At 51.1% G+C, this 21,019-nt stretch carries 22 protein-coding genes; 7 read left to right on the top strand and 15 right to left on the bottom strand.

Annotated elements, in window-relative coordinates:
- Nucleotides 1-436: 436 nt before the first annotated feature.
- The 5 genes from bioD to Q4E64_RS10200 all read left to right on the top strand — a co-directional run bounded on the left by bioD (nt 437) and on the right by Q4E64_RS10200 (nt 5,432).
- On the top strand, nt 437-1,120 hold the full coding sequence (gene bioD / locus Q4E64_RS10220) for a dethiobiotin synthase (protein WP_303167809.1): 684 nt from the start codon (nt 437-439) through the stop codon (nt 1,118-1,120).
- Between the two features lie 73 nt (nt 1,121-1,193).
- The gene (bioA, locus tag Q4E64_RS10215) at nt 1,194-2,546 is read left to right on the top strand and encodes an adenosylmethionine--8-amino-7-oxononanoate transaminase (protein WP_303167808.1); all 1,353 of its coding nucleotides are present in this window, start codon (nt 1,194-1,196) and stop codon (nt 2,544-2,546) included.
- A 78-nt stretch (nt 2,547-2,624) separates the two neighbouring features.
- Nucleotides 2,625-3,098 (top strand): hypothetical protein, encoded by a 474-nt coding sequence (locus Q4E64_RS10210; protein WP_303167807.1) that lies wholly within the window; start codon nt 2,625-2,627, stop codon nt 3,096-3,098.
- 208 nt (nt 3,099-3,306) lie between these two features.
- On the top strand, nt 3,307-5,217 hold the full coding sequence (bioF, locus tag Q4E64_RS10205) for an 8-amino-7-oxononanoate synthase (protein WP_303167806.1): 1,911 nt from the start codon (nt 3,307-3,309) through the stop codon (nt 5,215-5,217).
- Between the two features lie 83 nt (nt 5,218-5,300).
- Nucleotides 5,301-5,432, top strand: coding sequence for a hypothetical protein (locus Q4E64_RS10200; RefSeq protein ID WP_303167805.1), 132 nt, complete (start codon nt 5,301-5,303; stop codon nt 5,430-5,432).
- Nucleotides 5,433-5,888: 456 nt separating this feature from the next.
- Here the strand turns inward: Q4E64_RS10200 and Q4E64_RS10195 are convergent, their stop codons facing one another.
- The 8 genes from Q4E64_RS10195 to Q4E64_RS10160 all read right to left on the bottom strand — a co-directional run bounded on the left by Q4E64_RS10195 (nt 5,889) and on the right by Q4E64_RS10160 (nt 12,711).
- A complete protein-coding gene (locus Q4E64_RS10195) occupies nt 5,889-6,101 on the bottom strand; it encodes a DUF951 domain-containing protein (protein ID WP_303167804.1) in 213 nt (70 codons plus the stop codon).
- Entirely contained in the window at nt 6,101-6,760 is a 660-nt protein-coding gene (locus Q4E64_RS10190; protein WP_303167803.1) for a CBS and ACT domain-containing protein, read from the bottom strand. Before Q4E64_RS10190 ends, Q4E64_RS10195 begins: the two co-directional genes overlap by 1 nt.
- A 17-nt stretch (nt 6,761-6,777) precedes the next feature.
- Nucleotides 6,778-7,482: an ABC transporter ATP-binding protein gene (locus tag Q4E64_RS10185; protein ID WP_303167802.1), complete on the bottom strand. Its 705-nt coding sequence runs from the start codon at nt 7,480-7,482 to the stop codon at nt 6,778-6,780.
- A complete protein-coding gene (locus Q4E64_RS10180; protein WP_303167801.1) occupies nt 7,482-8,255 on the bottom strand; it encodes an ABC transporter ATP-binding protein in 774 nt (257 codons plus the stop codon). Before Q4E64_RS10180 ends, Q4E64_RS10185 begins: the two co-directional genes overlap by 1 nt.
- Nucleotides 8,230-9,189 carry a branched-chain amino acid ABC transporter permease gene (locus tag Q4E64_RS10175; RefSeq protein WP_303167800.1) on the bottom strand — a complete coding sequence of 320 codons (960 nt, stop codon included), beginning with the start codon at nt 9,187-9,189 and terminating at the stop codon, nt 8,230-8,232. The genes Q4E64_RS10180 and Q4E64_RS10175 overlap by 26 nt, the downstream gene beginning before the upstream one ends.
- A 10-nt stretch (nt 9,190-9,199) precedes the next feature.
- Entirely contained in the window at nt 9,200-10,090 is an 891-nt protein-coding gene (locus Q4E64_RS10170) for a branched-chain amino acid ABC transporter permease (RefSeq protein ID WP_303167799.1), read from the bottom strand.
- Nucleotides 10,091-10,219: 129 nt separating this feature from the next.
- Nucleotides 10,220-11,395 (bottom strand): ABC transporter substrate-binding protein, encoded by a 1,176-nt coding sequence (locus Q4E64_RS10165; protein WP_303167798.1) that lies wholly within the window; start codon nt 11,393-11,395, stop codon nt 10,220-10,222.
- Between the two features lie 140 nt (nt 11,396-11,535).
- Nucleotides 11,536-12,711: an ABC transporter substrate-binding protein gene (locus Q4E64_RS10160; RefSeq protein ID WP_303167797.1), complete on the bottom strand. Its 1,176-nt coding sequence runs from the start codon at nt 12,709-12,711 to the stop codon at nt 11,536-11,538.
- A gap of 320 nt (nt 12,712-13,031) precedes the next feature.
- On the opposite strand from Q4E64_RS10160, the gene Q4E64_RS10155 reads away from it, so the two are divergent.
- Entirely contained in the window at nt 13,032-13,442 is a 411-nt protein-coding gene (locus tag Q4E64_RS10155) for a hypothetical protein (RefSeq protein ID WP_303167795.1), read from the top strand.
- A 72-nt stretch (nt 13,443-13,514) separates the two neighbouring features.
- Here the strand turns inward: Q4E64_RS10155 and Q4E64_RS10150 are convergent, their stop codons facing one another.
- The 6 genes from Q4E64_RS10150 to Q4E64_RS10125 all read right to left on the bottom strand — a co-directional run bounded on the left by Q4E64_RS10150 (nt 13,515) and on the right by Q4E64_RS10125 (nt 19,364).
- Nucleotides 13,515-13,991, bottom strand: a complete 477-nt coding sequence (locus Q4E64_RS10150) for a DUF4446 family protein (RefSeq protein WP_303167794.1) — start codon at nt 13,989-13,991, stop codon at nt 13,515-13,517.
- Nucleotides 13,992-14,003: 12 nt separating this feature from the next.
- Nucleotides 14,004-14,699: a DUF554 domain-containing protein gene (locus Q4E64_RS10145; RefSeq protein WP_303167793.1), complete on the bottom strand. Its 696-nt coding sequence runs from the start codon at nt 14,697-14,699 to the stop codon at nt 14,004-14,006.
- Between the two features lie 29 nt (nt 14,700-14,728).
- Nucleotides 14,729-15,715, bottom strand: coding sequence for a ParB/RepB/Spo0J family partition protein (locus Q4E64_RS10140; RefSeq protein WP_303167792.1), 987 nt, complete (start codon nt 15,713-15,715; stop codon nt 14,729-14,731).
- A gap of 20 nt (nt 15,716-15,735) precedes the next feature.
- Complete coding sequence (locus Q4E64_RS10135) at nt 15,736-16,497, bottom strand: ParA family protein (protein WP_303167791.1); 762 nt, start codon at nt 16,495-16,497, stop codon at nt 15,736-15,738.
- Nucleotides 16,498-16,609: 112 nt separating this feature from the next.
- Nucleotides 16,610-18,226, bottom strand: a complete 1,617-nt coding sequence (locus tag Q4E64_RS10130; RefSeq protein WP_303167790.1) for a bifunctional UDP-sugar hydrolase/5'-nucleotidase — start codon at nt 18,224-18,226, stop codon at nt 16,610-16,612.
- Nucleotides 18,227-18,374: 148 nt separating this feature from the next.
- Nucleotides 18,375-19,364 carry a lipopolysaccharide assembly protein LapB gene (locus tag Q4E64_RS10125; RefSeq protein WP_303167788.1) on the bottom strand — a complete coding sequence of 330 codons (990 nt, stop codon included), beginning with the start codon at nt 19,362-19,364 and terminating at the stop codon, nt 18,375-18,377.
- A 300-nt stretch (nt 19,365-19,664) separates the two neighbouring features.
- On the opposite strand from Q4E64_RS10125, the gene Q4E64_RS11505 reads away from it, so the two are divergent.
- Nucleotides 19,665-19,745: a putative holin-like toxin gene (locus Q4E64_RS11505; RefSeq protein ID WP_368501573.1), complete on the top strand. Its 81-nt coding sequence runs from the start codon at nt 19,665-19,667 to the stop codon at nt 19,743-19,745.
- Between the two features lie 315 nt (nt 19,746-20,060).
- On the opposite strand, the gene Q4E64_RS10120 is transcribed toward Q4E64_RS11505, so the two are convergent.
- Nucleotides 20,061-21,019 (bottom strand): type IIL restriction-modification enzyme MmeI (locus Q4E64_RS10120; RefSeq protein WP_303167786.1); only part of this gene is annotated, 959 nt, incomplete at its 5' end.

The following is a 21,019-nucleotide window of genomic DNA, read 5'->3' as shown; positions in this document are numbered from 1 at the left end:
GCATAATCGTTGTATTATTCTTCCTGACCTTTTGGAGTAACGCGCCCGCCCTCGCGGCGGCACTACAAATAAAAAAGCGCACTCCGAAACGGAATGCGCAGGCATATGCTTCATATTGCGTCTTCGTCCCGGTCTGACAGATCCAAGCGATTATTGACTTCTTATCATAAACTCCGGCTGCTCTGGCTACAACGCGCCGCAGGCGCTGCTGTGCCGCAGTCCGATTTACCGCAATTATGATAACATAGAACGCGCCGCTTGGCAAGCAAAAAAATTTCCGCAAGCGCTAAATAATGGAAGATTTTTGCGCCGCACCGTTTTAGTTAACCATACCATTTTACTGGGTTGACTTGTGCGGCAAACTGTTCTATACTATGTTCGTCAACGCAAATCGTTCACAAGGTTAACTTATGAAATAAAGCAGAAGGTGAAAATTATGAGTAAAGGTATTTTTATTACGGCCACCGGTACGGACGTGGGCAAAACCTACGTCACCGCGCTCTTAGTCAAAAAGCTGCGCGACGCCGGTGTGAACGCCGGTTACTACAAGGCCGCATTAAGCGGCGCGGAAGAGCAACCCGACGGCAGCTGGCTGCCCGGCGACGCCGCCTTTGTCGCTCAAACCGCAGGCATCCCTGCCAAGCCTGAGGAACTGGTTTCCTACATTTATAAGACTGCCGTTTCGCCCCACCTGGCGGCGCTGCGCGAAGGCAATCCGGTGGAAATGTCTAAAATCGTCCGCGATTACCAAGCGTCGCTGGCCACATACGATTACGTTACCATGGAAGGCAGCGGCGGCATCATCTGCCCCATTCGCTGGGACGAGCAACACATTTTATTGGAGGACATTATCAAAGAGCTGGGACTGGGCACACTGGTAATTTCCAGCGCGGCGCTGGGCTCCATCAACGCCTGCGTCCTGACCGTTTATTATTTGCAGCAACACGGCATTCCCGTCCGCGGCATTATTCTCAATAATTATGACGCCGACGATTTTATGCAGGCCGATAATAAGCGCATGATAGAAGCGATTTCGGGCGTGCCCGTCGTCGCCGCCGTCAAGCCCAACGCCCAAGAACTGGATATCGACGTTCAATTTTTGCAATCGCTGTTTAAATAAAAAAAGCCGGCGCTAAGCAGACCGGCGCAAAGCTGTTTTTTGCTTCTGAATATATTATCGAGGAGAGAAAATTATGGATAAAATGGAAGATTTAGCCCGCCGCGACCTGGCGCATATCTGGCATCCCTGTTCCCAAATGAAGGATTACGAAACGCTGCGGCCTATTGTGGTGGATCACGCCGAAGGCCCGTATCTTTACGCCGCCGACGGCACGAAATATCTGGACATCATCAGCAGCTGGTGGTGCAACCTTTTGGGACATTGCAATCCCAAAATCAACGCCGCGATTAAAAAGCAGCTCGACGAATTAGAACACGTTATCTTCGTCAATTTTACGCACGAGCCCGCGATTAAATTATGCGAGGAGCTGGCGCAGGTGCTGCCCCCCGGCTTAACTAAATTTAATTTTGCCGACAACGGTTCCGCCTCCGTGGAAATCGCGCTCAAAATCGCTTTCCAATATCAGCTGCAGACCGGTCACGGCGAAAAGCAGCGCTTCATGTGCCTCAGCGAGGGCTATCACGGCGAAACCATCGGCGCGCTGTCCGTGGGCAGCATGGATTTATTCGCGCAAATGTATAAGCCCATGATGATGAATAATATTCACGTCCAGGCGCCCGACTGCTACCGCTGCCCCTTCAATAAAAACAGGGAGCATTGCCAGTGCGAATGCTTTAAATTTGCCGAAGAGGCTTTCGCCCAGCACGCTAGGGAAACGGCGGCCATTATCGTGGAGCCCATCGTGCAGGGCTGCGCCGGTATGCGCATCTACCCGCCGCTGTATCTCAAAAAGCTGCGCGCGCTGTGCGACGCTTACGGCGTGCTGCTCATCGCCGACGAAATCGCCACGGGCTTTGGACGCACGGGCAAAATGTTCGCCTGCCAGCACGCGGGTGTCACGCCGGACATCATGTGCATCAGCAAGGCGCTGACCGGCGGCTATCTGCCCATGTCCATCGTCTGCACCACGGATAAAATTTACGACGCGTTTTACGACGATTACAATAAGGGCAAGGCCTTCATGCACAGCCACACCTACGCGGGCAACCCCATCGGCTGCGCCGCGGCTTTAGCGGTGCTTCAAATTATGAAGGAAGAAAATATTCTGGCGAACGCCGCCGTGAAAGCCAAATATTTTAACGCCGCGCTGAACGAAGCCTTCGGCCAGCACAAAAATATCGGCGAGATTCGCCATATCGGCCTCATCAACGCCATGGAGCTGGTAACGGATAAAAATAAAAAGACGGGCTTTGACGGCCAGCTGCGCATCGGCTACGAAATTTATAAAAAGGCGCTGACCCACGGCCTGCTGCTGCGACCCTTGGGCAACGTAATTTATTTCAACCCGCCGCTGAATATTGCGGACGAGGATTTGGCTAAGGCCGTCGCATTGGCTAAGCAATCCGTCGACGAAATTTTAGGCTGAAGAACAAAGGGCGCGGTTAAGCTGCGCCCTAAAAAAATATTTTTATCATCAACTTTTGTTTTAAAGGAGTTTACTTGAATGCGGCAACTTACGACCACCGCGCTTTTAGGCGTAATTATTCTGCTGTCCGGCAGCATGAAAATCCCCTCGCCCGTAGCCGGCGGCGAATTTCAGCTGTCCGCGCCCATCGCTGTGCTTATCTGCGCCTGCTTCGGCTTCAAGCGCTACATTATCGCCGGGCTTTTGGCCAGCGCGTTGGGCATGACGCTGGGCGTTCACAATATTTTCAGCGTCCTCATTCAAATGTGCTTCCGCGCGGTAGCGGGCGGCGTCATGGCTTTAATGGGGACTAATCTGCTGACCGTTATCGTCAGCGGCCCCTTGGGCACTCTGTTCGCTCGCATAATTATGTGGCAGGTGACAGGCGTAAGCTGGCAGGTACTGGCCGCCGCCGCGGCGCCCGGCATGATTTTCACCGCCGCGACCGCAGGAGTTTTGTACAAACCGGCGCAAAGGCTGCTGCACCACGTTGAATTATTGCGGCAAAACTAAAATACACTCACAAGCGTAAATATAATATCGCCCGTTCAGCACGCTTTTTAACGCGCCTTGCACACAGACCCATAACGAAATTTCGCCAAACTCGCGCCTTGCGCTCAAACAGTGGCTCAATTTCTATGGTTCTAAGCGTTGATGCGCTAAAAGCGCTATTCACTTAGCGATATTATATTTACCGCCAGCAAAAGGAGAAACAAGCATTATGCCCACATACAGTATTAAAATGCGCGCGTCCAAAAGCGGCAAGCACGTCAGCGGCGCAGAACGCATCCTGCCCCAACAGGATATAAGCCGGGCCGTCAGCGCCTTGAGCGAACGCGCCCTGCACCACGGTCTGGGCCGCGCCGATTTTATCAACGTCAAAATCGAAGAAATCCAGCCCGGCGAGCTGCAATATCTGGAGGCGCTGCCCGTCAGCGCCCGCCCTGCCGCTACGGTGGAAGGCAGCTATGCGATTATGCGCCAGATTTTAGGCGAGCTGGGCCTGGCGGCCCAAGCGGATAAGCTCGTCGCGCTGTTGCGCAGCGTCCACCCCATGCGCGGCGCCGTCCTTTACGACCTGGCCACGGACCGCTGCATCGAGCCCGACCATCAGCGCGGCATCCGCGTTACCTACATGGACGCCGAAAGCGCGAGCGCAACCGGCAGCTGCAAAAATCATTTCCGCGAAGCCGTCGTGCTCGCGACCAAGGTAGTCCACGCGCCGGGAGTTATCGCCGAGCTGTGTATGTCCGACGATCCGGAATACGTCACCGGTTATATTTCTTCGCTGCGCCACGGCTATGTGCGCCTGACGCCGCTCAAAGAAGTCGGCAATCCTCACGGCGGTCGCATTTTTATTTTTGACAGCCGCCTGGCCGACGCCGCCGACGCCATCAACTATCTGGAAAAACAAAGAGTGCTGGTGCGCGGCCTGCCGCCTGAGCGCCCGCTCAACGCCGACCCGCAGCAAATTTTCGCCGAAGAGCTGGCGCGGCTCAAGGAAAAATCCCTGTACCGCAGCATGCGCACCATCGACAGCCCCCAAAGCAAATATGTAAAAATGCGGGGACGCTCCGTGCTGCTTTTAGCCTCCAACAGCTATCTCGATTTGGCCGACGACGAGCGCGTCAAGCAGGCCGCCGCCCAAGCGGCGCTCGCCTGGGGCGCGGGCAGCGGCGGCAGCCGTCTGACCACGGGCAACACCGCCCTGCACGAACAGCTGGAAAATAAACTGGCGCAGTTTAAAAGCACGGAGGCGGCGCTGCTGTTCAACACCGGCTATATGGCTAACGTGGGCATCATCTCCGCGCTCTGCGACAGCGAAAGCGTAATCTTCAGCGACGAATACAATCACGCCAGCATCATCGACGGCTGCCGTTTGAGCAAAGCCCGCGTCGTCGTTTATAAGCATAACGATATGCGGGATTTGGAAAAGAAGCTGCAAACTACGGCCTATCGCAAGGGCCTCATCGTCAGCGACGCCGTTTTCAGTATGGACGGCGATATCGTCGACCTGCCCCGCCTGACGGCTTTGGGAAAGCAGTACCATGTGCTGACCATGATCGACGAAGCCCACGCTACCGGCGTTATCGGCGCGACAGGCAAGGGAACCGTAGAATATTACGACTACGCCTGCGTTCCCGATATCATCATGGGCACGCTGAGCAAAGCTTTGGGCGCGGAAGGCGGTTTTGCCTGCGCCAGCAAGACCATCATCGAATATTTAAAAAACAAAGCGCGCAGCTTTATCTTCGCCACCTCCCAGGCCCCAGCCACGCTGGCCGCCGCCTTAAAGGCGCTGGAAATTCTGGAAGCGGAGCCCCGCCGCGCCCAGCGCTTACAGCATAACGTGGAATATTTTCTGCGCTGCCTGCACGACGCCGGCGTTAAAGCAGAATCGCCCACGGCCATCGTGCCCATTGTCATCGGCAACGAAGCCGCGGCGCTGAAAGTAGCGGACGAGCTGCTGCAGCAGGGCTGCTTGATTCCCGCCATCCGCTACCCCACGGTAGCAAAGGGAACGGCGCGGCTCAGAGTCGCGCTCATGTCCAGCCATACGGAAGCAGAACTGAAGCGCACGGCGCAGCTCATCGCCGCCGCCATGAAAAAATACGCGGGAAAGCAAAATTAAAAAGCGTAGCGCGTTCGTCCGCTTGTAAAAAACAGGGCTCCTGCGGCAATTACAGCGAAGAGCTGCACCACGTCGCCAATCTTTTGGCCAACAGCTGGCACAAGATTTCCGTCAAAGCCTATAGCGGCTACCGTCACGAAATTCATAACGAACTTGAACTGCGGGACGAGGCAGAAGCAGGTTTGATTAAATTTATGGACGATGTTTTAGCATAGAACGGCACATTTAACGTCTTGACTATTTTTAATTACAAGCTTATAATAATTAAAGAGATAGTCGGTTGTGGTAAGTCGGCTCTCCCCTAATATTGTATATTTGATGGAAGACCGCCTCGCCGCTAGGCGGTTTTTCTCATTCTATTTGCGAAATGAGAGAATGATTACTACTAGGACCGCGAAGTTTATCATTAAAGATAAAGCTTAAAAAGTCGTCATAGCGCATCACCCCCTACTTTCAGGGAGTAGGAAAACCTACACCAACTATCTCTTAAGCACAATTATAGCACACATTCTTTCGCTTTAAAAGCTCCGGCAGATTAGCAGCTGGAGCTTATTTCGTTATTGTAATTTAAGATATCAACCACAAATTCGCTAAGATAAAAATCGCGCCGCCCAAAGCCTGCTACCCGGCTTCAAGCGGCGCGTTCGTTTATAAAATTTTAACGAAAATATTTACTTGTCTTCCGCAGGCGCGGCGCTTTTAACTATCGCCTTCAAGCCCTTGATAAATTTTACGCGCGGCAGCATCACATAATGCCCGCAACCGCAGCATTTCATGCCGATATCCATGCCCGTGCGGGTGATTTCCCATTCCGCAGAGCCGCAGGGATGCGGTTTTTTCATTTTCACCACGTCGCCCACGTTTACCGTAACGCCTGCCTGCATCAGTTCAAGCCTTCCAAGGTCATGATATCGGACACCTCGTAGCCAGCTTCGCGGATTTGCTCGATAATATCCATACCGCTGTTGTTCAAGTCGCAGCGCATTGTAATCTGCGCCGTGCCGTCGCCGTTCTGCAGCGTTACTAAAGAAATGATATTGATGCCGTCCTCTTTAAGCATATTAGTGATTTCCGCAACGACGCCCACTTTATCGGGAGCTTCGACGGTAATACGGGTGCAGGAACGGTTCACGCCCATAATTTCTACGAAGGAGCGGAACAAGTCGCTGCGGGAGATGATGCCGCACAGCTTGCCTTCTTTATTAACTACGGGCAGGGCGTTGACCTTGCTCTTATACAGTTTATAAGCGACGTATTCAATCGTGTCCTCGTCTTCAACCGTCACCACGTTGCGCCCCATAACGTCTTTAACTTTCAAACGTCCCAGCAGATAATTAGCTTCGTAGCGGGACAGCGTGGAGCTGTCGCTGGGGGACGCTTTGCCGATATCGTCAATGGTAATGATGCCGCGGATGCGTTTAATATCATCGACAACGGGCAAGCTAATGAGATTTTTGCTGCGCAGCAGCTCGCGGGCTTCCAGCATGGACTGGTCCTCGCGGACGGTTATTACATCGGTTGTCATAAAGTCCTTTACTAACATAAAACGACCTCCTCTTATCAGCCGCCCAAATATGCCTTGCGTACCGCTTCGCTGCTTGCCAGCTCCTGGGCGGTGCCGCTCAAGGTAATACGGCCGGTTTCCAGAACATATGCCTTATCGGCTATGGACAACGCCATATTGGCGTTCTGCTCTACCAGCAAAATAGTAGTGCCGCCGGCGTTGATTTCTTTTATTATATTAAAAATTTCCTTAACCAGCAAGGGGGCAAGACCCATGGAGGGTTCGTCCAGCAATAATAATTTCGGACGGCTCATCAGAGCGCGGCCCATGGCCAGCATTTGCTGCTCGCCGCCGGAAAGCGTACCGGCGATTTGGTCCTTGCGCTCCAAAAGGCGCGGGAATTTATCAAAAACATCCTGCATATCCTTGGCGATGCCGTCCTTGTCGTTGCGCAGGTAAGCGCCCAGCTCCAGATTTTCCAAAACGGTCATATTGGCGAAAACGTGACGGCCTTCGGGAACCTGGCACAGGCCCATGCCCACGATTTTATGCGCCGCTACGCCGGAAATATCCTTGCCTTCGTAAAGAATTTTGCCGCTCTTGGGCTTCATCAAACCGGAAATAGTGCGCAGGGTGGTGGATTTGCCCGCGCCGTTGGAGCCGATCAGCGCTACGATCTCGCCGTCGGGAACATCGAGGCTGATGCCTTTAATGGCGTGAATGGCGCCGTAATAGACATTGATATCTTCAACTCGTAACATTAGTTGATAACCTCCTCGCCCAAATATGCTTCGATAACGCGCTTATTGGATTTAATTTCTTCCGGCGTGCCTTCGGCGATTTTCATGCCGTATTCCAAAACGTAAATGCGCTCGCACACGCCCATAACTAAGCTCATATCGTGTTCAATCAGCAAAATGGAAAGTTTAAAATGCTCGCGGATCCAGCGAATCATTTCCATCAGCTCGTGCGTCTCCTGCGGGTTCATGCCTGCGGCGGGCTCGTCCAACAGCAAAAGCTTGGGCTCGGTCGCCAGCGCGCGGGCAATTTCCAGACGGCGCTGCTTGCCGTAGGGCAGGTTTTTCGCCATTTCGTAGGCTTCGCCCTCCAGATGGAAAATTTTCAGCAGGTCCAACGCCTTCTGCGTAATATATTCTTCTTCGTTAAGATATTTTTTATCGCGGATAATCGCGTCGGCCAGATTATAGGTAACGTGCATATTATAAGCAATTTTTACGTTATCGATAACGGTCAGCTCGGAAAACAGGCGGATATTCTGGAAGGTACGCGCCATGCCCAGCTGCGTTACCTGGTAGGATTTTTTGCCGCTGCTCTTGGTTCCGTTAAAATATACGTCGCCCTCGGTGGGAGTGTAAACGCCGGTGATCATGTTGAAGGCGGTCGTCTTGCCGGCGCCGTTGGGGCCGATAAGCCCGATCAGCTCGCCCTCGTTGATGTACATAGAAAAGTTGGAAACGGCGCGCAGACCGCCGAATACCATGGATACGTTATCTACCTTCAGCAGTTCTGCCATTGTTCTTACCTCCTAATCTAAACATTTTGCGGCTCAGCTCTTCGCTGCCGAACAAGCCCTGCGGACGGTACAGCATCAGCACTATCATGGTTACGGAATAGATAACCATACGCCATTCGGGATAATCGGACAGATAAGCGGAAATAAAGGTCAGCAGCGTCGCGCCGGTGATTGCGCCGGTCATGGAGCCCAGGCCGCCCAATACTACCATGGTCAGGATATCAAAGGAGCGCATGAAGGTGAAGGAAGCCGGATGAGCCAGGAAGAAGTAGTGGCTGAACAGCGCGCCCGCCGTACCGGCAAAGGAAGCGCCCAGGGTGAAGGCCATTACTTTATATTTCGTAGTGTTGATGCCCATGGTGTCGGCAGCGATTTCGTTTTCACGGATCGCCAGGCAGCAACGGCCATGCGCGGAATTTTTGAAGTTCTTGATGAAGAAAATGATGGCTATCATAATCCAGAAGGTATAGGTAAAGGTGGTCATACGGGGAATGCCCATCAAGCCGGAAGCGCCGCCCACATAATCGATATTGAGAATGCAGATGCGGATGATTTCGCCCAAGCCCAGGGTAGCGATAGCCAGATAGTCGCCGTCCAGACGCAGCGTCGGCAAACCGATTAAGAAGCCCAGCACGCCGGCGGCAATAGTAGCCACGATCAGGCCAACCTCAAAGGGGAAGCCCAGCTTAACGGTCATAATAGCGCTGCTGTAAGCGCCGACCGCCATAAAACCGGCGTGGCCGATGGAAAACTGGCCGGTATAACCGTTGATCAGATTCAGGCTGACGGCCAAAATAATATTTATGCAGATCAGGATGATGTTCAGCTCCCAGAAGGGACCGATGATTTCGCCCATGATCAGACCTTGAATTACGCCAAAGACAACGATGCCAGCGACAAGGGCTTTTAAATCAAATTTTCTGATCGGATTCATAACAAGCACCTCACACTTTCTCACGCATCTTCTTGCCTAATAAGCCGGAGGGCTTATAAAGCAGAATCAAAATCAAAATACCAAAGGCCGCCGCATCGCGGAAGGTGGAAGAAAGGAAACCGCTGACCATAGCCTCCACCACGCCGAGAATGATGCCGCCGATCATAGCGCCCGGAATAATGCCGATACCGCCAAGAACCGCAGCAACAAAGGCTTTCAGGCCGGGCATCATACCCATCAGCGGGTCGATGGAGTTATAGTAAACGCCTACCAGTACGCCGCCGGCCGCCGCCAAAGCGCTGCCCAGAGCGAAGGTAGTGGAAATTACGCGGTCGATATTGATACCCATCAGCCTGGCTGCGTCGGCGTCGAAGGAAACGGCGCGCATAGCCTTGCCGGCTTTGGTTTTATTTACAATGTAAGTGAGCACCGCCATCAGGATAATAGCGCTCAGCAGGATTACCAGCTGTTGGCTGTTGGCAACCAGAGGCCCCAGATTATAAACGGTAGCGCTGAACACAGCCGGGAACGTGCGGGGCTGCGGGGACACCAGCAAAATCATGCTGTATTCCAGGAAGAAGGACACGCCGATAGCGGTAATCAAAATAGCGATACGCGGCGCGTTGCGCATGGGCCGATAAGCAATGCGTTCAATAATAATGCCGGCCACGGCGGCGCAGGCCATGGAAAAAATAATTGCCGGGATGAAGGGCATACCTAATTGAGTCGTGGCAAAGAAACCAAAGTATGCGCCCAGCATATAGATATCGCCGTGAGCGAAGTTGATCAGCTTGATGATGCCGTAGATCATAGTATAGCCTAAAGCTATCAGCGCGTAGATGCTGCCTAAGGATATACCGTTGATCAGCTGCTGGAAAAACTGATGCAATAAGGTCTCCATAATTTACCTCCCTAAAGATTTTTGCGAAATGCAAACGGATAAAATTCTTATTTTGAAAATAAGAGGCTGTTGTTACACAAAACAACAGCCTCGTTGAGTTGATTTTAGTAAAGACTACTGTGTTACTTATCAGGGATTAACTTTAGTTTTGAAGGTTTGAACGCCGTCCTTGTGCTCGATGATGACCGCGCTCTTGATCGGGTTGTGCTGTTCGTTGAAGGTTACTTCGCCGGATACGCCCTTGAAGCCGGAAACCTTAGCCATAGCGGCGCCGATTTTAGCGGGCTCGGCAGATTTTGCGTCTTCGATAGCTTTTGCTACCAGCAGAGCGGAATCATAAGCCAAAGCGGCGAATACGTCCGGTTTTGCGTTGTAAGCTTTTTGATATTCAGCAACAAACTCTTTGTTCAGGTCGGATACGTCGTCAGGAGAGTACAGGCTGGAGAAGAAGGTGTTGTCCAAAGCTGCTTTGCCGGCAATTTCCGGAAGCTTGGAGCTGTCCCAGCCGTCGCCGCCCGCCATAGGAACGGTGATGCCCATTTCACGAGCTTGTTTAACGATCAGGCCAACCTCCTGATAGTAGCCGGGGATATAGATAAAGTCGGGAGCGGCTGCTTTAATCTTGGTCAGAGTTGCTTTGAAGTCGGTATCTTTTTGCAGATAAGCTTCTTCGGCAACTACAGCGCCGCCGTTTTTAACGAAATTCTCTTTGAAGAACTGCGCCAGGCCTTTCGCGTAATCGCTGGTATTATCGATGAGGATAGCGGCCTTTTGCACCTTTAATTCTTTAGAAGCAAAGTTGGCCATTACCGTGCCCTGGAACGGGTCGATAAAGCAGGTACGGAAGCTGTATTCTCTGGTCTTTTGCGTTTTCGGGTCGACGGTTACGTCCGGGTTGGTGCCCATGGGCGTAATAGCCGGAACCTTGGAGCCGTTATTGATAGCGCCGGCCGCAATTACGGCAGAGGATTGGTTGGGGCCGATAACCGCTACAACCTTGTCCTGAGAAATCAGCTTTTGCATACCGTTGGTAGCTTCGGATGCTTCGGATTTATCGTCTGCTACAACCAGGGAAAGCTTTTTGCCGCCCAGCACGCCTTTCTCATTAATTTTTTTCAGTGCCAGGTCGATGCCGTTTTTAGAAGAAATACCGAAAGAAGCGCTGCCGCCGGTCATTTCCAGCAAGCCGCCGATCTTAATGGTATCTCCGCCCGCAGACTCCTTGGAGCCGCCGCAGCCAGTCAACGCGCCCATAAAGATAGCGCCCGCTGCCAGCACAGATAATAATTTGGTTACTCTTTTCATGGTTTATTCCCCCTCAAAAAAATTATATATATCGGGGCCCGCGGTTGAAAGTAAGCGGGCCCTTTCTAACTTAATAAATAAACCGTGGATAAGGAACGCTGAATTTACTAATATTTAATTGTAGAAAGTTTACGCCGTTTTTACAGGCTGATCTTTTCCTTCAGGGACGGAACGCCGCCTTCCAGGCTGATGATCAAAGCCGGCATAACCGGGTTGTGGTTAGCGTCGAAGGTCAGCTTGCCGCTGGCAACCGGCAGATCCTTGGTCTCGGCAATAGCCTTAGCCAGTTTAACGCCGTCGGTAGTGCCTGCGCGTTTCAGCGCGTCTACCAGAACTAAGCCCGCATTATAGCCCTGCATTGCGAAAATATCTGGATCTTTTTGATATTTCTCTTTGTAAGCTTTAATGAAGCTTTGTACGGAAGGATCCTTGTCCTGAGCGGAGAAAGCGCTTACATAATAGCAGCCCTTCAAAGCGTCCTTACCGGCGATTTCCGCCAGCTTGGGGCTTTCCCAACCGTCGCAGCCCAGCAGCGGCACGGTAATGCCAATTTCGCGGGCTTGTTTAATAATCTTGGAAACCTCTTCATAATAACCGGGAACATAAATTGCTTCCGGGTTAGAAGCTTTCAGCTTGGTCAAAGAAGATTTGAAATCCATATCCTTGGCCAGGAACGCTTCTTTAGCTACGATCTTGCCGCCCTTGCCTTCCAAGGTTTTTTGGAATACTTCCGCTAGGCCTTTGGAATAATCGCTGGAGGAATCGTACAAGATAGCTACGTTTTTAACTTTCAAGGTCTGGTCGGCAAATACTGCCATTACCTGACCCTGGAACGGGTCGATGAAGCAGGCGCGGAACATAAATTCCTTAACCTTGCCGTTTTCTACAGTGATGCCGGGCGCAGTTGCAGCCGGAGCGATGTGCGGAATTTTGTTAGCGGTGGTAATAGGAGCGCCGGCAGCTACGCAGCCGCTGGTAGCGGGGCCGACAACGGCGACAACTTTATCCTGAGTTACCAATTTGGTAATGGAGTTGCCGGATTCGGAAGGCTCGGATTTGTTATCGCTTTCAATAACAGTCAGCTTTTTGCCGTTCACGCCGCCGTTTTTGTTTACCTCGTCGGTTGCCATTTTTAAGCCGGATAAAATAGATTTACCATAGTTAGCGACATTGCCGGTCAATTCAAAAGATGCGCCAACCTTAATCGTGTCGCCGCTGTCGGCAGCTTTCTTAGAATCTCCGCCGCAGCCGCTCAGAACGGAGGCGAATACCATAGCAGCCAATGCTGCGCCGGCTAATTTTTTCCATTTTTTCATTTTAGTTTCTCCCTCTTTCCCTTATTTTACGCAAATCATCAGGAATGGAATAAGAACGATCGCTTATCCTGATAACTTATGGTACTCATTATAGCCATAAGGCCACACTTTTGTCAACGATATTTTTCATGTTTTCTGTATACTTGCAGATAATACTAAAAAATTGATACATTTTTTATGCTTTCAAAAATTCTGTGCGTATTTTATGGAGTTTAGTCTTTTCTAAACAAACTAAACAAACTAAAAGAGATGCGTTTACTACTGGCAGAACGGCGGCGGATAGTGTATAATAAACAGGATTACGATTACGAGGTAAGTTTATGAATTTCGTTCCTTTATTTTTTATCTGCGTGCGTATGTTTCATTTCATCAACGCGCACAGAATCGCTTATTTTCTGCAAAATTTTGCCAAACTGCTGGAGCAGCGCCGCGCTCACCCGGAGCGCAAGCAGATCGTCATCGTCGACGGCAGCGCCTCCGTCTTTATTATCTATTTTCTCTGCGACGCGCTGTTTCTGCTGTACTGCATCTGGCTGATGCTGCACGAAGCTACCTGGACGCCGGGCTTTCTGCTGCTGGTCGTCGCCGCGATGGAATCCTTTGCCATTCATCTGCGCATCAGCGGCACTTTTATCACCGACGGCCACGGCTTCGTCTATCCGCGCAGCTGGTTCCGCTATCTGACCTTCGGCGAATCCATGTTTATTCTGCTCAAGCTTTTTGAAGGCTGAAAACAAAATAAAAAGGGGCTCTGCCTACGCGAAAGTTACTTTGCTTCCGCACGGCAGCGCCTCTTTTTTGCTTTACAATAAATTTTTTTCTTCCTCGGCCAGCGGATAAGCTGATTTGCCGTCCTGCACGTTCTTCGCGTAGCAGCGACTCTCGTCGCGGCCATAAATGCTGGTCAGGATAACGCCGTTCTTTTTCGCGTCGGCCAGCAAAATAGAATAGCTCATTTCGCCGCCCATAGCGTCGAAAGCGTCGTAGCGCGTCAGCTTGACAGTTTGCAGGCAGCCCTGCACCTGCTCGTGCAGCTTGCCGTGCCTGCTCTGCAGCTCTTGCAGCTCCTGCCGCGTTTGCCGCAGCTCGCTTAAGGTATCCGTCAGCACCGTATCGATATTTGCTTCCTTACCCTGGGTAAAGAAATCGTACTTGGCCTGCAGGGCGCTCAATTTGTTTTTCAAACTGCACAGCCAGATTACCAGCGCGATAATTATTAAAAACAGCGCGGCGACGATAACAGCTAAATTATCACTGAGTAACAAATTTACTTCTTCCATTTATTCGCCTCTCTACAAAAAAATCTTTGTCAACACCGCCGCAAATACCATTCCCGGCAGCATATTGCCTATCCTTATTTTAGTTATATGCAGCATATTCGTGCCAATAGCCATAATCATCACGCCGCCCGCCGCCGTAATTTCTAAAAGCATGGCATCCGTGAGCAGCGCCCCCACTACGCTCGCCAGCAAAGTTAGCGACCCTTGGTAAATACCTACGCTCGCCGCCGACAGCAGCACGCCGACACCGACGTTCGCGCTTAAAATAAGCGCAATCAAACCGTCCAGCGTCGCCTTGGCAAAAAGAGTCGTGTGGTCTGCGGCAAGGCCGTCCTGAATACTGCCAACTATCGCCATAGCCCCGCTGCAAAAAAGAATGGAAGCGCTGACAAAACCCTCGGCGATGCGAGCGGCTACGCCGACGTCGCCGCCGCCCAGCTTAGCTCCCATTTTTTCGCCTAACCGCGTCATCCATTTTTCGATATCGACTATCTCGCCCGCAATCGAGCCGAGCGCGATACTGAAGATTACAATAATGATATTATTGGTTTTTAAAGCCATTTGCACGCCAATCAAAACGATGCACAACGCGATACCGCTCATCATGGTCTGCTGCCATTTTTCCGGCAGCCCGCGTTTAAAGAGCACACCCAGCAAAGCGCCGCTCACGATGGCCGCGCAATTCGCCACAGTTCCTAACCCAGGCATACTTCTCCCTCGCGCTTCTCCCTAAATATTTACACATGCAGCCGCCGCGGCGCCGCAGGCTGCTGTTCTTCGTTGCCCTGCTGCAACACCTCGTAAATGCGCTGCAAATCCTCGGCGGAATAATATTCAATCTGAATCGTGCCGCCCTGGCGGCCTTCCTCCTCCGGCTTGGGCAGAACCTTAACCTTGGTTCCCAAAAGCTCCACCAGGCGCAGCTCGAAATCGCGGCAGAAAACGTCGTTTTCCGACAGCTGGCGCTTCGCCTTTTTTTCTTTTACGGGCTTAGCGACAGCTTCAATAATTTCGCGCACGGCCTTCAGCTGCCTGCCTTCTTTTAACAGCTGCACAACCTTTTCCGTCGTGCGCGAGCTCCAGCCCTCGCTGATAATGGCCCGCGCCACCTGCAGCTGCTGCTCCTTCTGCGGCAGTCCCAAAAGCTGCTTGGCCTGGCCCATGTTCAGCGCGCCTTGAATAATCTGCTCCTGAATAGCGTCGGGCAGATTCAGCAGGCGCAGAATATTCGTCACCGCCACGCGGCTGCGTCCCACCTTTTCCGCCGCCTGCTCCTGCGTCAGCTTAAATTCGCTCATCAACCGGCGCAGGCCCTGGGCTTCTTCAATCGGGTTCAGGTCGTGGCGCTGAATATTTTCTATCAGCGCGATTTCCATCATCTTCGCGTCGTCGTATTCTTTTACGATAACGGGCACCGCGGTCAGCCCGGCCAGCTGGGCGGCGCGCAGACGGCGCTCGCCGGCAACCAGCTCATAGCCCTGCTTTTTTCTGCGCACAACCAACGGCTGCACCACGCCGAATTCTTTAATGGAAGCGGCCAGCTCCTGCAATTTTTCTTCATTAAAAATACGCCTAGGCTGATAAGGGTTAGCCGTAATTTCGCTTACGGCGGCCTCCCGTGTTGCTCCTTCGCCTGTTTCCGCAGGCGCGGAAGCTACCGGCGGCGCGTTATTTTCGCCGAAAATAGCGCCCAGGCCCTTACCCAGGCCGCCCTTCTTACTCATCTGCTTTCACCTCGACTGTCTTATTCGTCCTCTAAAACCTCATGCGCCAAATCCATATACACCTGCGCTCCCTTGGATTTAGCGTCGTAATCGATAACGGGCTGCCCGTGGCTGGGCGCCTCGCTCAAGCGCACGTTGCGGGGGATAATGGTATTGTACATCTTGCTCTGGAAATATTTCTGCACTTCTTCAACTACTTCCTGCGATAAATTAGTGCGGCTGTCGTACATCGTCATCAACACGCCCTCCAGCTTCAAGGCCGGATTCAAATTGCGCTGCACCAGCTGAATCGTATTCATGAGCATCGTCACGCCCTCCAGCGCATAAAATTCACACTGAATGGGAATCATCACGCTGCTGGCCGCCGTCAGACCGTTAATAGTCAAAAGGCCCAAAGACGGCGGGCAGTCGATAATCACATAATCGTAATTATGCTTCACTCGCTCAAGCGAATTTTTCAAACGCCCCTCGCGGTTCATCAGCGATACCAGCTCGATTTCCGCTCCCGCCAGCTGAATAGTTGCCGGAACGATGTCCAGACGGTCGTAGGCCGTATGCTTGATAACCTCCTGCATCGGCACGTCGTTGATAATAGCGTCATAAATACATTGCCTAATATCCCGTTTATCAAAGCCAAAGCCGCTGGTAGCATTGCCCTGCGGGTCGCTGTCGATTAAAAGCACCCGGCGGCCCAAGGACGCCAGGCACGCGGCCAGGTTCACCGCCGTAGTCGTCTTGCCTACGCCGCCCTTCTGGTTGGCTATAGCAATTACCTTTACCAATTCGCTTCACCTCTAGTCATAAAATATCTATTATATTTTAACATACTTTGCGCGGCAATGGCAGATAAAATTTCCTGAGCAGCCACGAAAATAAGCTGCGCCTTGAAAAAACTTATTTAATCTTAATGCGCCCGTCGCCGTAAGCGTCGGCATATTGCTCGCCGATAGCGGCGTTCAAATGGTTTTGCAAATATTCTATGATAACGTCGACTTCGTTCAGCGTTGCTTTTTTTACTACCGGAGCGTCCTTAAACATCGTCATACCGTCGCCGCCGTTCTGTAAAATATAAGCCGTGCCGCCCACCGTATATTTTTTATTTACATCCAGCGGCTCGCCGCCGACCCGGACCTCGCTCACGCGGTACGCGCCCGCAACTTTGACAAAACGTCCCTTTTCGTCCAGCGCAACGCCGGAAGGAATATGGCTGTTGATGGTATAGGTCAGTCCCGCTACCTGCATAAAGCCGCCGCTTTCGTCTGGATAGCGCATCGCTCCCAGTTCCAGACAATCGAGCAGCTGCTGCCCCGTCGCCTGCACGACGACGCATTGATTAGCGAAAGGAAAAACCTCCAAAATATCCTGATAGCTGATCAGTCCTGGCTCGATTTCGTTGCGGATACCGCCGCCGTTCGCCAAGGCGACGTCGCAATCCAATACCGTCCGATAAGCGTCGGCGGCAAAATTTCCTAAATTACATTCACGACTACGCACGAGACGCTTCCCCGTCCGCGCATCGTAACTGGCTAAACGTACTGCCGCTTCGCCCACCGGCTGCCGCAATAATTCCGCATACGCCGCCATTTCCTGGGAAATAATTTGCGCGACGCGCGCGTCCTTGCCTGGAGCGACCGTAAATAATTTTGCGCTCAGCTTCCCCGAAGGGCTCAGCCGTATTTCGCCCACGCGGTTCAGCTTCGTCCCCGCCTGCGCCAGCAGCACGTCTTGCCCAATTTTATTTTGCACGACGCGCACAAAGCTTTCATGCGAATGCCCGTCGATAATCGCCGTCACGCCCGTCGTATTTTGCGCCACGCTCGCGCTGCTCCACTGCGGCAGCGAACCGTTCACTCCCAAATGCGCTACGAGGAAAACATATTGCGCTCCCTCCTGCCGCGCCGCGTCGATATATTTTTGCAGCTGACGGTACAGTTTGCGTCCGTCGGCGTCCTCGCAAAAACTATAAATATATTTCCCGTCGGCGTTTTGAAAATACAAAGGCGTAGAGCTGGTAAAGGTTGCGGGCGTAACCGCGCCGACGAAAGCAATTTTCGTCCCGTCAAAATCCATCAGCTCATAAGGCTTGAGTACAGGCCTGCCGGTCCTGGCGTCCAAAAAATTAGCGCTGTAGTAACCGCCCTGCCGCTTGCCGGCCAGCTCCAAGAAGCGCTCCATACCGTAATCAAATTCATGATTGCCCGGCGCGCAAAAATCATAGCCCACGGCGTTCATCAAGCTTACGACGGCCTCGCCCTGAGACAGATTGCCGATAGGCGCTCCCTGCACAGCGTCGCCCGCGTCCACCAAAACCACATGGGGCGTCTGCGCCAACGCTTCCTTTTTCAGCTGCGCCACTCCGGCCAAGCCGATATTATCGTTCACGCCGCAGTGCATATCGTTGGTATGCAGAATAATAATATCCTGCCGCGCCGCAACCGCCGCCAGCTGTACGAAAATTACCAACGCCGCCGTCAGCAGCAGCGCCGCCAAATTACGCCGCATATTACGCATTCGCTTTCCCTCCTTTGCGCTATAAGCAAGCTAAATCTAAACCGATATCCTTTCCTTCCGTAACAGCCGGAAAGAAAAACCGCCTAACCTGCGGTCAAGCGGTCTTTGGCAACATCTAATACTCAGAAGTAAAGCCGACTTGCCGAAATCACTTCACAATGGTAAGCCCGTTCCTTGTCGGCTTTGTTGACTTTGTCGGCTTTGCCTGCCTTTTTGGCTTTAGCTCCTCATGCGCCCAGGAAAAGTAACCTGCGGATATAGAGAACAGATCCGGGTATTCGTTAATTTCTATAATAAATTCGTCCATCGTAAACGGGCGGTAGCCTTGCGACAATTCGTCTTCGTCATAAAAGCGATCTATCAATTCCTGCACGCCGCCGTCTTGCAGCGCCAGTTTAATAAACTTCTTCGTATCTTTATTTCTACTTGCCAAACGCTTTAGGTACTCGGCAGCCAAATCCGTTTCGCCTAATTTAAACATTAAAATCGACAAGGGCAACAGCATTTGCGTTTCGTTGCGCTCAGCAAATTTTTTATGCAAAGCCAAAGCTTTATCTTTTTCTTCTAATATAGCGAAGATGTGCATCAATTTGTGCCTAACGCCCAAATTATCGCCTTCGCATAAGCGCAGCATTTCTTCGCATTCGGCGGCGGCTTTGCGCAACATTCCGCACCCAAATAAAATGTTCATATAATCCTCCCGCGCCCGCATATAAGGGCGCGTTTCGGTAATCAGCCAGTAATCGCCAATATATTTTTGATCATCCCAACCTTTTTGCTGCATAACTTTTTTGCCGCGCTCCACTACTTCCTGCAACTTATTGAGCAAGTCCCAATGATTTTTATACGTGAACATCGCCAGGCTGCTCAAAGCGTCTATATGGTTCGGGTCTAATTTAATCGCTTCTTTTAAATATTTCAGTATTTTTTGTTTGCTCTCGCTTTCCGAAGCCAGTTCAAAATAATCGTCCGCCGTTTTCGCCGTCGCTTCCGTAAGCGGAACGCGCGGAGCTACGTTATGCATCTGCATAAATTCGTCGATTGCCCGCTCCGTTTCTTCTTCGCTCATATTCTCCAAACCTTTTTGTTCTAAAAAGGCGTGCAGCTCCTTAAAAATTTTTTCCGTTTCCCTTGACATAAGCATTACCTCCTTAAATTCAAAGATACTTTTAACTGCTTTTATAACCGGGGATAAAAGTAAACCGTACTCTATTATTAGCATATCCGACTACTAGCTAAAAAGCAAGAATTAAAGTAGAGCTAATCCTTTTATTTTTTTGCGAATATTCTTTCCTAGCGCGTTTCGCGACCCTAAAGCCACGCTTTTGAGCTTTCCCCAAAAAAATTTTTGCTTAGCCTGAATATATATGTTATAATAACGTTCGTGAGATAGCTGATGGTTGACTTTCCTACTCCCTAATGAGTAGGGGGTGATGCTATGACTGTTGCCGAAGCTTTATCTTTAATGATAAGCTTTGCTACGCTTGTAGTGTTAATCCTTTCTTTCCGCAATAAGTAGAAAGAAAAAAGCCGCCTAACTTGCGGTCAAGCGGTCTTCTTCAAATTTATTTACTTAGAGGAGAGCCGACTTACCGGATCAGCTATCTCTTTTACTATTATACGCGAAAAAAAACGAATCGTCAATTGCTCCCGCGCTTTATTTTTTGCGAACATTCTTTCCGATATCGTTTCGTTACTCGAAAACTCCCTCCGCCTCACTTTGTTCGGCACCTCCCTCTTAGAGGGAGGAAAATACTTTATGCTTTAAACTGTATTTTTTGCCCCCTCTTAGAGGGGGCTGGCATTTTGCTTGCAAAATGACCGGGGGAGTTTATCACGATTCCCCCGCCAACGTGCGGTACATCTTCATCAGCTCCGCCACGCACGCGGCTTCGCTGTTTAATTTTCCCCAAAAGCCGTAGGCTTCCATCACCGCGCGGTCGTTGGCGCGGTGCGCGTCGCGCAATTCTTTGGGCATCGTCAGCTCGTCGTACAAATCCGCCAGGCTGCTGTCCGGGTACAGCGCCCGCGCGTCCAGAATCCCCTGCGCCGTGCGCTCGATTTTTTCGCGTTGCGCCGCCGTCGGCGTAGGCCACGGGAAATTATTGTAGACGATATCATTAGAATAACGATAGTCACTCTTAATTCTACCGCAAACTGCTCGCATCCAAGCCATATGAACATTAGAAATAAGAACGCCAAAATGATACAGATTCGCATTAGGTATCATACTATTAGCATCGCCACAAATCATCTCAGGTTTCATAAATCCAAATGGTATATATTTTCTATTTTCCGAAGAGTGTCGTGGAATCAATATGTAATCAGTTTCAGGTTGCCGCATTTCCATAAAACGAAAAGGATAATCGGCATATTTTCTCGTCGCTTCTTTTGTACTGTCCAACCTGAAATTTCTTGTTGCTTCAATTCTAAGTTTTACCATTGGCAAATTTCTAAATAACGCAGGCGACTCACCGTCTAACCAAAGACACCATCGTTTGATATTATGTATATATTCTCTCGCTCCTAAAAACGGCCTAATAAATCGAAGCGCATCAGGCTCTTTTTGTTGAAATTCAAAATAACTTTCATCAGAAATAAGTAAATTCCCACCATCTACAGGGCTACTACCTTTTACCATTTCTGGAATATTGGAAATAGATTTTTTCCTGCTCTCTATAAAAACATTTGGCCCGTCAACCAAATACGGATTGATATTTTCCACTTTCATCGGCTTATCGTCGTACAAATATTTAGCCGCGTTATTCGCCGCGCAGCTAAAGCCCACGATTA

The organism is Phascolarctobacterium sp., from assembly GCF_030531065.1.
Classification (GTDB): domain Bacteria; phylum Bacillota; class Negativicutes; order Acidaminococcales; family Acidaminococcaceae; genus Phascolarctobacterium_A.
The sequence above is the reverse complement of the archived record's forward strand: the minus strand, read 5'-3'. Positions and strand labels throughout refer to the sequence as shown.

What these genes read in the sequence shown, in the direction of transcription:
- bioD (WP_303167809.1), top strand. Translation starts at nt 437, where the DNA reads ATGAGTAAAGGTATTTTTATTACGGCCACCGGTACGGACGTGGGCAAA.
- bioA (WP_303167808.1), top strand. Translation starts at nt 1,194, where the DNA reads ATGGATAAAATGGAAGATTTAGCCCGCCGCGACCTGGCGCATATCTGG.
- Q4E64_RS10210 (WP_303167807.1), top strand. Translation starts at nt 2,625, where the DNA reads ATGCGGCAACTTACGACCACCGCGCTTTTAGGCGTAATTATTCTGCTG.
- bioF (WP_303167806.1), top strand. Translation starts at nt 3,307, where the DNA reads ATGCCCACATACAGTATTAAAATGCGCGCGTCCAAAAGCGGCAAGCAC.
- Q4E64_RS10195 (WP_303167804.1), bottom strand. Translation starts at nt 6,101, where the DNA reads ATGCAGGCAGGCGTTACGGTAAACGTGGGCGACGTGGTGAAAATGAAA.
- Q4E64_RS10190 (WP_303167803.1), bottom strand. Translation starts at nt 6,760, where the DNA reads ATGTTAGTAAAGGACTTTATGACAACCGATGTAATAACCGTCCGCGAG.
- Q4E64_RS10185 (WP_303167802.1), bottom strand. Translation starts at nt 7,482, where the DNA reads ATGTTACGAGTTGAAGATATCAATGTCTATTACGGCGCCATTCACGCC.
- Q4E64_RS10180 (WP_303167801.1), bottom strand. Translation starts at nt 8,255, where the DNA reads ATGGCAGAACTGCTGAAGGTAGATAACGTATCCATGGTATTCGGCGGT.
- Q4E64_RS10175 (WP_303167800.1), bottom strand. Translation starts at nt 9,189, where the DNA reads ATGAATCCGATCAGAAAATTTGATTTAAAAGCCCTTGTCGCTGGCATC.
- Q4E64_RS10170 (WP_303167799.1), bottom strand. Translation starts at nt 10,090, where the DNA reads ATGGAGACCTTATTGCATCAGTTTTTCCAGCAGCTGATCAACGGTATA.
- Q4E64_RS10165 (WP_303167798.1), bottom strand. Translation starts at nt 11,395, where the DNA reads ATGAAAAGAGTAACCAAATTATTATCTGTGCTGGCAGCGGGCGCTATC.
- Q4E64_RS10160 (WP_303167797.1), bottom strand. Translation starts at nt 12,711, where the DNA reads ATGAAAAAATGGAAAAAATTAGCCGGCGCAGCATTGGCTGCTATGGTA.
- Q4E64_RS10155 (WP_303167795.1), top strand. Translation starts at nt 13,032, where the DNA reads ATGAATTTCGTTCCTTTATTTTTTATCTGCGTGCGTATGTTTCATTTC.
- Q4E64_RS10150 (WP_303167794.1), bottom strand. Translation starts at nt 13,991, where the DNA reads ATGGAAGAAGTAAATTTGTTACTCAGTGATAATTTAGCTGTTATCGTC.
- Q4E64_RS10145 (WP_303167793.1), bottom strand. Translation starts at nt 14,699, where the DNA reads ATGCCTGGGTTAGGAACTGTGGCGAATTGCGCGGCCATCGTGAGCGGC.
- Q4E64_RS10140 (WP_303167792.1), bottom strand. Translation starts at nt 15,715, where the DNA reads ATGAGTAAGAAGGGCGGCCTGGGTAAGGGCCTGGGCGCTATTTTCGGC.
- Q4E64_RS10130 (WP_303167790.1), bottom strand. Translation starts at nt 18,226, where the DNA reads ATGCGTAATATGCGGCGTAATTTGGCGGCGCTGCTGCTGACGGCGGCG.
- Q4E64_RS10125 (WP_303167788.1), bottom strand. Translation starts at nt 19,364, where the DNA reads ATGTCAAGGGAAACGGAAAAAATTTTTAAGGAGCTGCACGCCTTTTTA.
- Q4E64_RS11505 (WP_368501573.1), top strand. Translation starts at nt 19,665, where the DNA reads ATGACTGTTGCCGAAGCTTTATCTTTAATGATAAGCTTTGCTACGCTT.